Source organism: Streptomyces sp. NPDC060232 (genome assembly GCF_042726555.1).
Taxonomy (GTDB): Bacteria; Actinomycetota; Actinomycetes; order Streptomycetales; family Streptomycetaceae; genus Streptomyces.
This window is the reverse complement of the sequence record NZ_JBHXAG010000015.1, coordinates 23,684-39,103: the sequence shown is the minus strand read 5'-3', so window position 1 is coordinate 39,103 and position 15,420 is coordinate 23,684. Positions and strand designations below refer to the sequence as shown.

Annotated in this window: 12 protein-coding genes; 5 read left to right on the top strand and 7 right to left on the bottom strand. The window is 72.5% G+C overall.

Annotated features, from left to right (window positions below; all coding sequences use genetic code 11):
• Positions 1 to 64: 64 nt before the first annotated feature.
• The 5 genes from ACFWFZ_RS21980 (at position 65) to ACFWFZ_RS21960 (ending at position 6,570) form a co-directional block, all read left to right on the top strand.
• Complete coding sequence (locus tag ACFWFZ_RS21980; RefSeq protein WP_387124484.1) at positions 65 to 889, top strand: hypothetical protein; 825 nt, start codon at positions 65 to 67, stop codon at positions 887 to 889.
• Complete coding sequence (locus tag ACFWFZ_RS21975) at positions 889 to 2,814, top strand: fumarate reductase/succinate dehydrogenase flavoprotein subunit (protein WP_387124483.1); 1,926 nt, start codon at positions 889 to 891, stop codon at positions 2,812 to 2,814. The genes ACFWFZ_RS21980 and ACFWFZ_RS21975 overlap by 1 nt, the downstream gene beginning before the upstream one ends.
• Positions 2,811 to 3,581: a succinate dehydrogenase/fumarate reductase iron-sulfur subunit gene (locus ACFWFZ_RS21970; RefSeq protein ID WP_387124482.1), complete on the top strand. Its 771-nt coding sequence runs from the start codon at positions 2,811 to 2,813 to the stop codon at positions 3,579 to 3,581. The genes ACFWFZ_RS21975 and ACFWFZ_RS21970 overlap by 4 nt, the downstream gene beginning before the upstream one ends.
• Before the next feature lie 117 nt (positions 3,582 to 3,698).
• Positions 3,699 to 5,792: a TPM domain-containing protein gene (locus ACFWFZ_RS21965; RefSeq protein ID WP_387124481.1), complete on the top strand. Its 2,094-nt coding sequence runs from the start codon at positions 3,699 to 3,701 to the stop codon at positions 5,790 to 5,792.
• Between the two features lie 58 nt (positions 5,793 to 5,850).
• Positions 5,851 to 6,570: a PspA/IM30 family protein gene (locus tag ACFWFZ_RS21960; RefSeq protein ID WP_387124480.1), complete on the top strand. Its 720-nt coding sequence runs from the start codon at positions 5,851 to 5,853 to the stop codon at positions 6,568 to 6,570.
• A 112-nt stretch (positions 6,571 to 6,682) separates the two neighbouring features.
• Here ACFWFZ_RS21960 and ACFWFZ_RS21955 read toward each other — a convergent pair whose 3' ends face one another.
• The 7 genes from ACFWFZ_RS21955 to ACFWFZ_RS21925 form a co-directional block, all read right to left on the bottom strand.
• A complete protein-coding gene (locus tag ACFWFZ_RS21955) occupies positions 6,683 to 9,304 on the bottom strand; it encodes a SpoIIE family protein phosphatase (protein ID WP_387124594.1) in 2,622 nt (873 codons plus the stop codon).
• A gap of 205 nt (positions 9,305 to 9,509) precedes the next feature.
• Entirely contained in the window at positions 9,510 to 9,950 is a 441-nt protein-coding gene (locus ACFWFZ_RS21950; protein WP_387124593.1) for an ATP-binding protein, read from the bottom strand.
• Positions 9,951 to 10,104: 154 nt separating this feature from the next.
• Entirely contained in the window at positions 10,105 to 10,569 is a 465-nt protein-coding gene (locus ACFWFZ_RS21945; protein ID WP_387124479.1) for a (deoxy)nucleoside triphosphate pyrophosphohydrolase, read from the bottom strand.
• A 39-nt stretch (positions 10,570 to 10,608) separates the two neighbouring features.
• Positions 10,609 to 10,794: an SPOR domain-containing protein gene (locus ACFWFZ_RS21940; RefSeq protein ID WP_387124478.1), complete on the bottom strand. Its 186-nt coding sequence runs from the start codon at positions 10,792 to 10,794 to the stop codon at positions 10,609 to 10,611.
• Between the two features lie 636 nt (positions 10,795 to 11,430).
• Positions 11,431 to 12,183 carry a GntR family transcriptional regulator gene (locus tag ACFWFZ_RS21935; RefSeq protein WP_387124477.1) on the bottom strand — a complete coding sequence of 251 codons (753 nt, stop codon included), beginning with the start codon at positions 12,181 to 12,183 and terminating at the stop codon, positions 11,431 to 11,433.
• 137 nt (positions 12,184 to 12,320) lie between these two features.
• Complete coding sequence (locus ACFWFZ_RS21930) at positions 12,321 to 13,487, bottom strand: DUF4190 domain-containing protein (RefSeq protein ID WP_387124476.1); 1,167 nt, start codon at positions 13,485 to 13,487, stop codon at positions 12,321 to 12,323.
• 178 nt (positions 13,488 to 13,665) lie between these two features.
• Complete coding sequence (locus ACFWFZ_RS21925) at positions 13,666 to 15,240, bottom strand: S8 family serine peptidase (RefSeq protein WP_387124475.1); 1,575 nt, start codon at positions 15,238 to 15,240, stop codon at positions 13,666 to 13,668.
• Positions 15,241 to 15,420: the final 180 nt, after the last annotated feature.

Here is a 15,420-nt window from a genome sequence, read left to right as displayed (position 1 = left end):
GGCCAGGCCGCCCCGCGGCCGGGCCGGCGGGAGCGTCCCCTCATCACTCCTACCGGAGTCCTCTTTGGCCACAGGCACGGAACGACCCCAGCATCCGCCCGGCGGCGTCCACGACGCCTCGCGGGCCGCCATCGCGGCCCGGCACCTGCGGACGGACCGGTGGTGGCTCGCCCCCGCCGGCACCGCGGCCGGGCTGCTCGCCTTCATCGTCTACTCGACCTGGCGGGCCTTCGCCAACGCCGACTACTACGCGGCCCCCTACGTCTCCCCCTTCTACTCGCCGTGTCTCGCGGAGAACTGCGTTCCGATGCGCGGCGGCCCCAACTGGGACCTCTTCGGCAGCTGGTGGGGCCTGTCCCCCGCGCTGCTGATCCTGGTCTTCCCGCTCGGCTTCCGGCTGACCTGCTACTACTACCGCAAGGCCTACTACCGGGGCTTCTGGGCCTCACCGCCCGCCTGCGCCGTCGCCGAGCCGCACGCGAAGTACACCGGCGAGACCCGCTTCCCGCTGATCCTCCAGAACGCCCACCGGTACTTCTTCTACGCGGCGATCCCGGTGGCGGGCATCCTCACGTACGACACCGTGCTGACCTTCCGCGACGAGCACTACGCATGGGGCCACATGGGCCTCGGGACCCTGCTGTTCCTGGTCAACATCGCGCTGATCTGGGCCTACACGCTCTCCTGCCACTCCTGCCGCCACATCATGGGCGGCCGGCTCAAGCACTTCTCGAAGCACCCGGTGCGCTACCGGCTCTGGGGCTGGGTCAGCCGGCTCAACTCCCGCCACATGCAACTGGCCTGGGCCTCCCTGATCAGCGTGGCCCTGTGCGACTTCTACGTCTACCTGCTGGCCAGCGGCGCCTTCACCGACCCGAGGATCTTTTGATGGCTCAAGTGGAACGGCAGCAGTGGGACGTGGTCGTCGTCGGCGCGGGCGGCGCGGGGCTGCGGGCCGCGATCGAGGCCCGCGAGCGGGGCGCCCGTACGGCCGTGATCTGCAAGTCCCTGTTCGGCAAAGCCCATACGGTGATGGCCGAGGGCGGGATCGCCGCCTCCATGGGCAACGTCAACGACGGCGACAACTGGCAGGTGCACTTCCGCGACACCATGCGCGGCGGGAAGTTCCTCAACCAGTGGCGGATGGCCGAACTGCACGCCAAGGAGGCCCCGGACCGGGTCTGGGAGCTGGAGACCTGGGGCGCCCTCTTCGACCGCACCCCCGACGGGCGGATCTCCCAGCGCAACTTCGGCGGACACGAGTATCCCCGCCTCGCACACGTCGGCGACCGCACCGGCCTGGAGCTGATCCGCACCCTCCAGCAGAAGATCGTCGCCCTGCAGCAGGAGGACTTCAAGGAGCACGGGGACTACGAGGCCAGGCTCAAGGTCTTCCAGGAGTGCACGGTCACGCGCGTCCTGAAGGACCACAGCCTCAAAAACGGGCCGGGGGTCTCGGGGGCCTTCTGCTACGAACGCGAGTCCGGCCGCTTCTTCGTACTGGAGGCCCCGGCCGTGGTCCTGGCCACGGGCGGCATCGGCAAGTCCTTCAAGACCACCTCCAACTCCTGGGAGTACACCGGCGACGGCCACGCCCTGGCCCTGCTCGCCGGCGCGCCCCTGCTCAACATGGAGTTCGTGCAGTTCCACCCGACCGGCATGGTCTGGCCGCCGTCGGTGAAGGGGATCCTCGTCACCGAGTCCGTGCGCGGCGACGGCGGGGTGCTGCGCAACTCCGAGGGCAAGCGGTTCATGTTCGACTACGTGCCCGACGTCTTCAAGGAGAAGTACGCGGAGTCGGAGGAGGAGGGCGACCGCTGGTACGAGGACCCGGACCGCAACCGGCGCCCGCCCGAGCTGCTGCCCCGTGACGAGGTGGCACGCGCGATCAACTCCGAGGTGAAGGCCGGCCGCGGCTCCCCGCACGGCGGGGTCTTCCTCGACGTGTCCACGCGGATGCCGGCCGAGAAGATCAAGCGGCGGCTCCCCTCCATGTACCACCAGTTCAAGGAGCTGGCGGACGTCGACATCACGGCGGAGCCGATGGAGGTCGGGCCCACCTGCCACTACGTGATGGGCGGGATCGCGGTCGACTCCGAGACCGCGGCCACCGTCGGCGTGCCGGGACTGTTCGCGGCGGGCGAGGTCGCCGGCGGGATGCACGGCTCGAACCGGCTCGGCGGGAACTCCCTGTCCGACCTGCTGGTCTTCGGGCGGCGGGCCGGGCTGTACGCCGCCGAGCACGCCGCGCGCCGCACCTCCCCCACCGGGCGCCCGGCCGTCTCCCAGGCGGAGGTCGACGCGGCGGCCGCGGAGGCGCTGGCGCCGTTCCACGCCGCCGAGGGCGCGGAGAACCCGTACACCCTGCACCAGGAACTCCAGACGACCATGAACGACCTCGTCGGCATCATCCGCCGGGAGGGCGAGATGGCCGAGGCCCTGGAGCGGCTCGCCGCCCTGCGCGTACGCGCCTCACGGGCCGGCGTCGAGGGCCACCGGCAGTTCAACCCGGGCTGGCACCTCGCCCTGGACCTGCGCAACATGCTGCTGGTCAGCGAGTGCGTGGCCCGCGCGGCCCTGGAGCGCACCGAGAGCCGGGGCGGGCACACCCGCGAGGACTGCCCGGCGATGGAGCGGACCTGGCGCCCGGTGAACCTGCTGTGCCGCCCGGTGGACCCCGTACCGGCGGACCCGGCGGCCGCCCGGATCGAACTGGTCCGGACCCGCACCGATCCCGTCCGCCCCGACCTGCTGGCGCTGTTCGACAAGGAAGAGCTGGTCAAGTACCTCGCCGAAGAGGAGCTGCACGGATGAGTACCTACGACGCGAGCTTCAGGGTCTGGCGGGGCGACGCGGAGGGCGGGGACCTGCGGGACTTCACCGTCGAGGTGCACGACGGGGAGGTGGTCCTGGACATCGTCCACCGGCTCCAGGCCACCCAGGCCTCGGACCTGGCGGTGCGCTGGAACTGCAAGGCGGGCAAGTGCGGCTCGTGCAGCGCGGAGGTCAACGGGCGGCCGCGGCTGATGTGCATGACGCGCATGTCGACCTTCGAGCGGACCGAGACGATCACGATCACCCCGCTGCGGGCCTTCCCCGTCGTCCGGGACCTGGTCACGGACGTCTCCTTCAACTACCGGAAGGCACGGGAGGTCCCGGCCTTCGTGCCACCGGAGGGGGTGGCGCCGGGCGCGTACCGGATGCAGCAGATCGACGTGGAGCGCTCGCAGGAGTTCAGGAAGTGCATCGAGTGCTTCCTGTGCCAGGACACCTGCCACGTGGTGCGTGACCACGAGGAGAACAAGGGCGCCTTCGCCGGTCCGCGCTTCCTGATGCGGGTGGCGGAGCTGGACATGCACCCCCTGGACGCGGCCTCGGACGCGGGGCTCGACCGCAAGCGGACCGCACAGGAGGAGCACGGGCTCGGCTACTGCAACATCACCAAGTGCTGTACGGAGGTCTGCCCCGAGGGCATCAAGATCACCGACAACGCCCTGATCCCGCTGAAGGAGCGGGCGGTGGACCGCACGTACGACCCGCTGGTCTGGCTGGGCGCCAGGATCGGGCGCCGGAAGGACTGAGGGGGCGGCCGGGGTCCTCCGCGCGAGGACCCCGGACCCCGGAGCCAGCAGCCCGGAGCCGGTCGCCGCGCGCTGCTCCGGATGCGCGCCGGATGAAGCACTCATACCCTCCCAAATGTGATCCCGCCGAGAACCGAGCCGCGCAGCAGAGCACTCGTACGGGCCGGGCTCGCCCTGGCCGCCGGACTGCTGGCGCTCGGCGGCTGGGTCGTCGTCGAGGCACCTGCCGCGCGGGCCGAGGACCCCGTCGCCCTGTCGCAGCAAGGGCAGGTCACCGACCTCGTCGACGCGCTCGGCGACCGGAAGCCCGCCGTCACCGCCGCCCTCGACGACCTGTACGCCGACCGGAAGATCCAGCTCTTCGTGGCGTACGTGCGGGACTTCTCCGGGCGCTCCGCCCAGAGCTGGGCGGACGCCACCGCGCAGCGCAACGGCCTCGGCCGGGACGACGTCCTGCTGGCGGTGGCCACCGGGGACCGCCAGTACGCCTATTCGGCCGATGTCGACTCCGGTTTCACCGAGGGGCAGCTGGCCGAGGTGGCGCGGACCGCCATCGAGCCGGCCCTGCGGCAGAACGACTGGGCGGGCGCGGCGATCGGCGCGGCGAACGGCTACAACGCGGTCCTCGGCGGGCAGCCCGTACCGGCACCGGCCATCACGCCCGGCCCGCCCGACCCCGGCGGCGGCAGCGACGGCGGCGGCGCCGGGGACTTCGTGCTCCCGGTGGTCGCGGTCGGCGCGGCCGGGGCGCTGGCCGCGTACGCGTACCGGCGCCGCAAGCGCAGGGAGAGCGCGGCCGGCGGCCGCGGGACGACGACCGGCCCGGGCTGGCCCGAAGGGGCGCCGGACCGCCTCCCGCTGCCGGAACTGGACGGCCTGGCGAAGTCGCTGCTGGTGGAGACGGACGACGCGGTCCGCACCAGCGCCGAGGAACTCGGTTTCGCCATCGCGGAGTTCGGTGAGGAGGCGGCGGCTCCCTTCACGGCGGCCGTGGAGTACGCCAAGGGCGAGCTGACGCTCGCCTTCCGGCTGCGCCAGCAGCTCGACGACGCCTACCCGGAGGACGATGCGACCCGGCGCCGGATGCTGGACGAGATCGTGGCCCGCTGCACCGAGGCGAACCGGCGGCTCGACGCCCAGGCGGCGGACTTCGACCGCCTGCGGGACCTGGAGAAGAACGCCCCGCGGGCCCTGGCGGCCGTGGAGGAGCACTACCTGGAGCTGACCGGGCGCACCACCACCGCCGAGGCGACGCTGACCGCGCTGACCCGGCGGTACGCGGACTCCGCCTCCGCGCCGGTCGCCTCCCATCCCGAACAGGCCAAGGACCGGCTGCTGTTCGCGGCGACCAACCTGGGCCTGGCCCACGCGGCGGTCGACGCCGGGGAGAACGGCACGGCGGCCGTGCACGTGCGGTCCGCCGAAGGCGCGGTGGGCCAGGCGGCGACCTTGATGGACGCGGTCGAGCGGCGGGCGCAGGAGCTGGCGGAGGCGGCCGGGAAGCTGCCGGGCGCGCTGACCGAGACGGAGACCGACCTCGCGGACGCCCGCGGGCTGCTGACCGGTACCGCCGAGGGCACCTCGACGGCTGACCTGCGCGGTCGCATCGGCCGGGCCGAGTCCGTACTGGCCGGCGTACGGCGGGAGGAGGCGGCCGGCCGGTACGACCCGATCGACGCCCTGCGCCGGGTGGAGGAGGCGGACGCGGCCCTGGACGAGGCCCTGGCCGGGGCCCGGCAGCGGGAGTCGGGCCGGCAGCGGGCCGCGGCCCTCCTCGACCAGGCCATGCTGTCGGCGCGCAGTGCGATCAGCGCGGCGACGGACTACATCACCACCACCCGGGGCGCGGTGGGCAGCCAGGCCCGCACACGGCTGGCGGAGGCGGGCCGGCATCTGGAGCGGTCCGGGGCGCTGGCGGCGGGCGATCCCTCGCAGGCGCTGGCGGAGGCCCAGCAGGCGGACGCGCTGGCGCGGCAGGCGCAGCAGCTGGCGGAGCAGGACGTGCGGGCGTACCAGGACCCGTACGCGGGCCGGCGCGGCGGCGGGCAGGGCGGGGCCGTGCTGGGCGGGATCATCCTCGGCGAGATCCTGCGGGGCGGCTTCGGGGGTGGCGGCGGCGGGGGCTTCGGCGGTTTCGGCGGGGGCGGCGGCCCGGGGTCCTTCGGCGGCGGCGGCACCCGGGGCCGCATGGGCGGTGGCGGCCGCTTCTGAACCGCCCGCGGCGCGGGTCCGTACCGGACAGACCATCCCTCACCAGGAGAGGCCCATCATGAGCAAGCAGACGATCCTCGGCCGGGTCACCCAGCTCGCCAAGGCCAACATCAACGCACTGCTGGACCAGGCGGAGGACCCGCAGAAGATGCTGGACCAGCTGATCCGGGACTACAGCAACAACATCTCGGAGGCGGACCAGGCGGTCGCGACGACGATCGGCAACCTGCGGATGCTGGAGGCGGACCACAAGGAGGACGTGGACGCGGCCGCCGAGTGGGGCTCCAAGGCCCTGGCCGCGAGCGGGAAGGCGGACGAGCTGAGGGCGTCGGGGGCGACGGCGGAGGCCGACCGGTTCGACAACCTGGCGAAGGTGGCGCTGGGCCGGCAGCTGCAGTCGGAGAAGGAGGCGAAGGCGGCCGAGCCGACGATCGCCGCGCAGACGGTCGTCGTCGACCGGCTCCGGTCGGGCCTGGAGTCGATGCGGAACAAGCTGACGGAGCTCCAGGCGAAGCGGGACGAGCTGGTGGCCAGGGCGCGGACCGCCCAGGCGCAGAACACGATGCTGGACGCGGTGAAGAACATCGACGTCATGGATCCGACGAGCGACCTGGGCCGCTTCGAGGAGAAGGTGCGGCGGGAGGAGGCGATGGCCCTGGGCAAGCAGGAGTTGGCCGCGTCCTCCCTGGACGCCCAGTTCGAGTCCCTGGAGGACCTGGGCCGGGCCTCGGAGATCGAGGCCCGCCTGGCCGCCCTCAAACAGGGCCGGGCCGCCTGAACGGCCATGTCCGCGCACCCTTCGGCGTGCTCGGCCGCGGCCGCAGGGCCCCCGGCCCCGGGCCCCGGCGGGGCCGGGCTGCGGGGGCGGGGGCCCGCGGCCGGGCCCGGGGTCAGCCGTACATGTTCAGCAGTTGCTCCGCCGAGAGTTCCGAGACGGCCTCCTCCGCCGCGCCGGGCAGGGGCAGCTCGAACCACACGGTCTTGCCGCGGTGGGTGCGCCGGGTGCCCCACCCGGCGGACAGCATGCCCACCAGTTGCAGGCCCCGGCCGCCCTCGTCGGTGTCGCGGGCGCGCCGGCGGCGCGGCTGGACCAGGTTCGCGTCCCACACCTCGCACACCAGCGTCCGGTCCAGCAGCAGCCTGAGCCGGATCTCGCCCTCGCCGTAGCGCAGGGCGTTGGTGACGAGTTCGCTGACCAGCAGCTCGGTGGTGTCCAGCAGGCCTTCGAGGCCCCACGCCGGCAGCTTCGCCCGGGCCAGTTCCCGCGCCCGGCCCACCGACCGGGCCTCGCGCGGCAGCTGCCAGTCCCCGACGGCGTCCACGGGCAACCCCTGTACCCGGGCCATCAGCAGGGCGATGTCGTCCTCGCCGTGCCGGGTGTCCAGGGTGTTCAGCACGTGGTCGCAGACGTCCTCCAGGGGGCGGACCGGGTCGGCGAGCGCGGCGCGCAGGCCGCGCAGGCCCTCCTCCAGCGGATGGTCACGGGACTCCACGAGTCCGTCGGTGTACAGGGCGAGCAGGGCGCCCTCGGGGAGTTCCACCTCGACCTCCTCGAACGGCTCCCCGCCCACCCCGAGCGGCAGCCCGGGCGGCACCTCCAGCAGCAGGGCGGGCATCGGCTCGTGCTCCTCGCCCGGCCCGGTGTGGTGGGGCGACACCAGGGCCGGCGGCATGTGGCCGGCGTTGGCGATGGTGCAGCGCCGCGTCACCGGGTCGTAGACCGCGTACACGCAGGTGGCGAGGTACACCTCCGAGCGGTCGGAGTCCCGCGAGTGCAGGGCCGCGCGGGAGGCCTGCTGGGAGCCGCCGGGTGCGCCGAGCCCGCGCGCGATCTCGTCGAGCGCGGTCAGCACCTCCGCCGGTTCCAGGTCCAGCAGTGCCAGGGTCCGTACGGCGGTGCGCAGTTCGCCCATGGCGACGGCGGCCCGCAGGCCCCGGCCCATGACGTCGCCGACGACCAGGGCCGTGCGGTGCCCGGGCAGTTCGATGACGTCGAACCAGTCGCCGCCGACCTCCGTGGCCGCGTTGCCCGGCAGATAGCGGCAGGCGATGTCCAGGCCGGCCGCCTCCGGGTCGCCAGGGGGCAGCAGGCTGCGTTGCAGTATCAGCGCCCGTTCGTGTTCGCGCCGGTACAGCCGCGCGTTGTCGATGCAGACGGCGGCGCGGGCGGCGAGTTCCACGGCCACCGCCCGGTCCCGTTCGCCGAAGGGCTCGCTGCCCTTCGTACGGGAGAACTGCGCCAGTCCGACCACCGTGTCGTGGGCGACCATCGGCACCACCAGGGTGGACTGCACGAGGTCTTCCCCGCCGCCGCCCTCGATCAGCCGCGGCCGCGCCGTGCGCAGGGCGAGGGCACCCGGCGAGGCGGCGGGATAGCGGTGGATGTCGCCGACGGACACCAGGGCGCCGGGGCCCGACAGCGGGGCGTCCGACACGGCGGAGGAGAAGGCCACCCGGCGCAGCGGCGCTGAGGGCGTGCGGGCCGGGCCCTGGCCGGGCAGGCTGGGCACGCCCGGTCCCTGGGGCCGTGCGGGCCGGTCGTCGTCGCCGAGCAGCAGCCCCTGGTAGAGGTCGACGGCGGCCAGGTCGCAGAAGCCCGGGACGGTGACGTCGAGGAGTTCCCGGGCGGTGGTCTCCAGGTCGAGGGAGTTGCCGATGCGGTGCCCGGCCTCGTTGAGCAGGGCGAGGTTGCGCCGTACCCCGGCGGCCTCGCGGGCGGCGAGGTGGCGGCGGGTGACGTCCGTGCCGATGCCGGCGACGCCGATGGGGCGGCCGCTGCCGCCGTGCACGCGGTAGAGGTTGATGGACCAGTGGCGGTTCTCCCGGCTGCGCGGGGTGGATCCGGTGATGCGGAGGTCGGTGACGGCGTCGCCGGTGTCCAGCACCCGGCGCAGGGCCTCCGCCATCCGGTCGGCCTCGTGCGCGGGCAGGTAGTCGTGCACGGTGCGGCCGCGGTGCGTCTCGGCGGTGCCACCGAAGACGGTGGCGAAGCGGCGGTTGGCCCGCTGCACGGTGAGGTCCGTGCCGAAGAGCAGGAAGCCGAACGGAGATTGGCCGAATATGGCTTGTGAAGCGGCAAGGTCGGATTCGATGCGGCGCAGCGCGCGTACGTCGACGACGACGCAGAGGGCGGCCCGTTCCGCGGTCTCGGTCTGGGTGGGCATCACATAGATCTCGGCCACGCCGTGCGCGCCGTTGCCGCCGGGGATCCGGAAGGGGATCAGGCCGGTCCACTCCTTGCCGTCGAGGATCTCGGCGACCTTGCGGTGGGCGCCGGGGCGCAGTTCGGGCGGCATGAAGGCGTCGACCGGGTCGCGCCCCACGGTCTGGGCGGCCGTCAGCCCGAAGAGCTCCTCGGCGCGCAGGCTCCACTGGTCGATGTACCCGTCGGGCCCGATCGAGAAGGATGCGACCTTTATGTAGTCATATATCGAGCCAGGCGGACTGCTGTGCCACAGGGCGTCGTGCCATGTCTCCCGAGGCACGTCGGCCTGATGTGCCTGCGCAGGTATTTCGCTCACGCGACCGTCCCCTCCAGCTCACCGCAACCGGACCGGCCATGACGGCAGTATTCAGCACCACGACCCCGGACGGCACGGCGTTCACGATCACAGCACGGTCTCGATGATTTCGAGCCATGTCGCGCGATCTCCCCCGGCCCCCTCTCCGGCCACCGCCGGAAGGGCCGCGGGGGTTCTCCCGCCACCGCTCACCTTGTTACTCACCAGGAAGAGCCAACTCGAACCACACAGTCTTCCCTGTTTTCCCGTGACGCGTTCCCCATCGCCGCGAGGAGACCGCCACGAGGTGCAGTCCGCGGCCCCCCTCGTCCTCGGCGCCGGCCACCCGCTCCCGGGGCGGATCCGGAAGCGGATCGGAGATCTCCACCAGGAGCGCGGGACCTCTGGAGGGGGAGTCCGCGAGGCCGTCGGCGGCTGGATTCCGCCATATCAGGCGGACCCCGATGGGGCCGGAGGCGTAGCGGAGGGAATTGGTGACGAGTTCGCTGACCAGCAGGACGGTCAGGTCGCCGACGGCTTCGAGGCCCCACTCGTGCAGGGTTCCGCGCACGGCGTGGCGAGCGGTGCGGACGGCGCCGGGCTCGGCGGGGAAGGCCCATTCGACGCTCTCACCGTCTGTGTCGATCACGCCGATCACTTCCCGGGCCAACTGCGACCCCAGTCCGGTTCGTCTGGGACGAAAGGGGGACGAGATAGGGATTAATAGCGACATACCCGATATTCGGGGCGTCGTACCACTCGATCCCGAACCCACCGGCGCACCGTCGCGCAGACGGCCCATACCGCGTGCGTCACACGCCGCCACCACCCCCGCCCCCGTCGCCGCCGTCCCCGCGGACACCCGGCGGCCGGGCGCCGGGCCGGTCCGCGCTCAGTCGGCGGCCGGCCTCGGCGACGGCGGGGCGGTCCTGGTCGAGCCAGTCCACCGACTCCAGCTCCTCCGGCCCGAGCCAGCGCAGCTCGTCGTGGTCCTCCAGCGGCGCCGGCACCCCGGAGAGCAGCCGCGCCGTCCACACGTGCAGGACCAGGCCGGGCTTCAGCGGCCACTCCCCCGGGATCCGCTCCAGCGGCTCGGTCTCCACACCGAGTTCCTCGCGCAGTTCGCGCACCAGCGCCTGGGGGACGGACTCGCCCGGTTCGGCCTTCCCGCCCGGCAGCTCCCAGCGTCCGGCGAGCTCCGGCGGTGCGCTGCGGCGGGCAGCCAGCAGGCGCCCCTCATGACAAAGGGCTCCGCCCACGACCACGCGTACAGTCATGGGCGGAGCCTATGCCAGCGCCGTGAGGCGCCGCTCAGCTCAGTTCATCGTGGCGGTCTGGCCGATCCGCTCGACCCAGTAGAGCTGCTTGTGTCCTTGGCCGTCGAGACTTTCGGCGACCTTCTGGGCCTCGGCCCGGGTGGCGTACCGGCCCACCCGGTAGCGGTTGCCGTTGTCGTCCTGACGTATGACCAGCCACGGGAGCAGGGCACCGCTGTCGTTCATCGCGTTACACCCTCCGCCGACGTATCTGCCCGGGAAACCGCATTGCGCATATGCCCGACCTTACGCCCGACCTTCACGGAGCGGATACGGTTTTTCACGAAGAGATACCCGGCAGGCGTACGCATCCGGCCACGCGTACGAGTGCGCCGCGCGCGCCGGTCCGGACCAGGCGCGCGCGGGCATCGGGAGGAGCCACCGCGCGCCCCCGGCATTCCTACGGACGGGTATACCCGCAGGTAGCTTCGGGGGGAACGTGTCGTCCGAGCCCTCCACGGGCCCGGGAACAGGGCCGTTCCGGCCGCCGTAAAGGCGTCACCGGGGGCGGCGCGGCCACCCCGCGGGCTGCGGAAGCCGTCCTTCAGAGCAGCCGGGGGCGATCAGCATCGCGCCGAAACCCGCCGGGTCCCCGCCCCCGCCCCCGCCCCGGCAACGCCCCTAGGAGTCTGATGAAGATCTTGAAAACACGCCCGGCTTGCACCGGTTCAACCCGATTGACATTTACCGGCAGTCTGGTGTGAATCGGGCGGCCGAAGCAAGATCTTCAGGAGACTCCTAGGTCCTGTCTGGAGTTCCAGCGCGGGAGAAGGAGCGGCGGCACCAGACACCGCAACGCCGCGGGGGAACTCCAGACAGGACCTAGCGCACCGGGAGGTGGTAGGAGAGGCGGTAGCGGTCCGCCGGGACGACGACGTCGGCGGTCTCCACCGCGCGGCCGGAGGCGTAGTAGGTACGGCCGATCACCAGCACCACGTGCCCCGGGACCCCGCCGAGCAGGAGGTTCTCCTCCGCCAGGCCGGGCCGCGCGCCGACCTCCTCCACCATGTTGTCGACGACGACGTCGATCGCCGCCATCCGTTCGACGACCCCGGAGCCGCCCAGCGGGCCCTCCTCCGGCAGCATCACCGGGGTCCGCCCGGTCACGGCGAGCGGCTCCCAGGAGGTCGAGAGCATCATTGCCTCCCCCGCGTCGCGGAAGACGTACCGCGTCCGCATCACCCGCTCGCCCGGCTCGATGCCGAGCCGCTTGGCGATCTCCGCGGGCGCGCCCGCCTGTTCGCTGCTCGACTCCCACGTCCCCCGCGCGCCGGAGTCGGCCTGCTCCTGCCGGAACGGCGTCGAGGCGCCGCCCGTGCGGTAGCCGGAGCGGGCCACCCGCCGCGGCACCGGCTGCTCGCGCACGTACGTACCGGACCCGGACCGGCCCTCGACCAGCCCCTCCGCCATGAGGACCTTGCGCGCCTCCAGGGCCACGGTGTCGGAGACCCCGTACTCCTCGCGGATGCGGGCCTGGGACGGGAGCCGGGCGTGCGGGGGCAGAGAACCGTCGACGATCTGACGTCGAAGATCACCGGCCACGCGAAGATAGGCCGGCTGCTCACCGAAAGTCACTGGCCACTCCCATCAGGTTGACAGACAGCTACACCCTGGCAACCGACGGTTGAATACCGCAAGCAAGGGCCAGAGTTTCACCCGAAGTGATGAAGCCAGGTCACTCAAACCCGTTACCGTGCGTTACCCCGACGACGTCACACCGCCTCGGACGAGGGCCTCCGCCCGGGCCAGTCCTCCGCGTCCTGCGTGCTGCGCTGGTCGTCCTCCAGCCACTGCGGGATCCGCGTCGAAAGCCCGTACGCGCCGCGCAACGCCTTCTCCGTCTCCAGCGACATCGCGGCCCGGGCCCGGTCCCACAGCCGGTCGAACTCCGCCCCTGTACGCGCCTGGGAGGCGCGCTGCCAGGCCGCGCGGGCCACCTCGATCTCCTTGAGCTGCACCGGGACGACCGTCTCCAGCCCCGGCCGGGCCGCGTCCCGCTGGAGGACCTTCGCCTCCTCGCCGAGCGCCGCGTGCATCTCCAGCGCCCACGCCTGGTGCTTGCGCAGGGCGTCGTCGACGTCCTCCTCGGGCGGCCGGCTCATGACGAACTCGACGCCGTTGGCCGCCCGCAGGAAGGCCGCCTGCTCGGGCTTGAGCATCCCGGCATCCCGGCGCAGGCTGCCGCGCCACTCCTCCTCCGTCGTGCCGATCACGCAGAGCAGCATCCGGTCGCCCTGGCTCCAGGACTCCCGCGAAGGCGCGAAGTAGAACATCTCCGCGAACTCCGGCAGGGCCCAGGTGTCCATGGCGTACTCGTCCTGGGCCTTCCAACAGGCGTCCTCCGCCGCCCGGTCGGCCTCGGTCGAATCGGGGTCGGCGGCGCCCACCGTGCTGGACGCGGTGACCTCGGCGTGGTGCACCCGCGAGCAGTCGACCGCGTACACCAGAGGCCGCTCGTCGAAGAGGTCCCCGCCCGGGACGTTGAAGCAGTCGCCCGCCTTCAGCTCGCTGATGTCCCGCAGCTCGCCCTCGACTTCGGTGTACTCGCTCAGCCCGTCGAGCCGGCCGTCGACCGCCACGGTGAGGCGGCCGACGGCGAAGACCATCACGCCGGTCATCACGACGGACAGCACGAGCCCCGTGACCGCCAGGGCCTTGCCCCGGTCCCCCTTCTTCGCGATCTGCACGAGGGCCGCGATGCCGAAGGCGATGCCGAGCGGCGGGAAGCACAGGAGTCCGGCCAGGAGCGAGGCGAGGGCGAAGCCGTTGAGCGCCGGCGGCTGCGGCCCGAGGCCGAGCGGCGGTCCCCATCCCGGCTGCGGTGGCGGCGGGGGCCAGCGGTGGCCCGGTCCGGGAGGAGGACTCGGCGGGATGCTCAAGGGGTCGTACTCCATCGCAGGTGGCAGAGGGCATCGCGGGTGGCGGGGGCATCGCGGGGCGCCGGGAGGCACCACGGAGGGCGCGAACGGATGCGCGAATAGTACGCAGCGGGGGCGACCGGCACTCGGTCGCCCCCGCTGTTTCCTCAGGCCTGAATCACCGCCTGCGGCCCGCTCCTCAGAACTGGAGCGCCCAGGAGTCGATCTTGCCGGTGTCGCCGCTGGCGTTGTCGTTCACCCGGAGCTTCCACGTGCCGTTCGGCGCCGCCTCGGAGGAGGCGTTCACCGTGAAGGTCCTGATGATGTTGTCGGCGCTGCCGCCCGAGCGGTTGTGCAGGGTGTAGACGGTGCCGTCGGGCGCGACCAGGTCGACCCTCAGGTCACCGATGTACGTGTGCTTGATGTCGACCGGGACCTTCAGCGTCGTCGGGGCGCTGCCGACGACTGCGCTCACGGCGACCGAGGACTCGGCGGTCGCGTTGTCGTTGATCGCCCGGTCGGCGGTGTTCTCGAAGCGCGCGCCCGGCGGGACGGGACCCAGGGCGGTGACGTGCAGCAGGCGGTTCGGCGAACCGGTGCCGGCGCCGGTCACCTTGTCCGGGGTGGCGGATCCGATCAGCGCGGTGGCCACCTGGGCCGGAGTGCTGGACGGGTTCTGCGACAGGTAGACGGCCGCCGCGCCCGCGACGTGCGGAGTGGCCATCGAGGTGCCGTTGATGGTGTTGGTCACGGTGTCGCCCGTACCCCACGCGGAGGTGATGGCGGAGCCCGGCGCGAAGATGTCCAGGGAGGCGCCGTAGTTGGAGTAGCTCGCCTTGGCGTCGGTGCTGGTGGTGGCGCCGACGGTGATGGCCTCGGCGACGCGTGCCGGGGACTTGGTGGAGGCGTTCGTCGACTCGTTGCCCGCGGCCACGGCGTAGGTGATGCCGGAGGCTATGGAGTTGCGGACCGCCGTGTCCAGTGCGGTGTCCGCGCCGCCGCCGAGCGACATGTTGGCGACGGCCGGCTTGACGGCGTTGCGGGTCACCCAGTCGATGCCGGCGACGACCTGGGCGGTGGTGCCGGAGCCTTCGTTGTCGAGGACGCGGACGCCGACGATCTTGGCCTTCTTGGCCACGCCGTACGAGGTGCCCGCGACGGTGCCGGCGACGTGCGTGCCGTGGCCGTGGCCGTCCTGGGCGGTGTAGTCGTTGTCGATCGCGTCGTAGCCGTAGGAGGCACGGCCGCCGAAGTCCTGGTGCGTGATGCGGACCCCGGTGTCGATGACGTACGCGGTGACGCCCTGGCCTGCCTGGTCGGGATAGGTGTAGCTCTGGTTGAGCGGCAGCGCACGCTGGTCGGCGCGGTCCAGGCCCCAGGACGGCGGGGCGGGCTGGGTGGCGCTGACGGTGAAGGTGCGGTTCTGCACGACCGACTGGACCGCCGGGTCGGCGGCGAGCTTCTCGGCCTGGGCCGGGGAGACCTCGACGGAGTAGCCGTTGAGGGCCGCGCTGTAGGTCCGGTCGATCTTCGCGCCGTACTTCCTGGCGACGAGCTTGCCGCTCACGCTGGTCGAGCGGGGCGCGGAGTCCTTCAGGGTCACGATGTAGCTGTTGGGCACGGACCCCGGGGCCCCGGCGTTCTGGACCACACCGCGCGCCTCGCTGCCGACGGCCGAGGCGGGCAGCGCGGCGGCCGCGCCCAGCGCGAGGGCCACGACCGCGGTCGCGCTGATGCCGGCGATCTTCCGGCGCGTATGACGCATCACTGGCATGTGACGGGGTCTCCTCTTGGGTGGTGCACTGCGGGGGCCGGCGGGCGGGCCGCGCGCAAGCGTGACCATGACAACGCAGACGGCCAAACGGGCTGCGGTCTCAAAAAGGTTGACCCACCCTCGGCGCGACCCTCAAGAGGACGACGAACGCGTAACATCCGTGCCACACGACGGCCATGC

Bases quoted from the DNA above. Each gene is read 5' to 3' on its own strand.
- ACFWFZ_RS21975 (WP_387124483.1), top strand. From the start codon at position 889: ATGGCTCAAGTGGAACGGCAGCAGTGGGACGTGGTCGTCGTCGGCGCG.
- ACFWFZ_RS21970 (WP_387124482.1), top strand. From the start codon at position 2,811: ATGAGTACCTACGACGCGAGCTTCAGGGTCTGGCGGGGCGACGCGGAG.
- ACFWFZ_RS21960 (WP_387124480.1), top strand. From the start codon at position 5,851: ATGAGCAAGCAGACGATCCTCGGCCGGGTCACCCAGCTCGCCAAGGCC.
- ACFWFZ_RS21945 (WP_387124479.1), bottom strand. From the start codon at position 10,569: ATGACTGTACGCGTGGTCGTGGGCGGAGCCCTTTGTCATGAGGGGCGC.
- ACFWFZ_RS21940 (WP_387124478.1), bottom strand. From the start codon at position 10,794: ATGAACGACAGCGGTGCCCTGCTCCCGTGGCTGGTCATACGTCAGGAC.
- ACFWFZ_RS21925 (WP_387124475.1), bottom strand. From the start codon at position 15,240: ATGCCAGTGATGCGTCATACGCGCCGGAAGATCGCCGGCATCAGCGCG.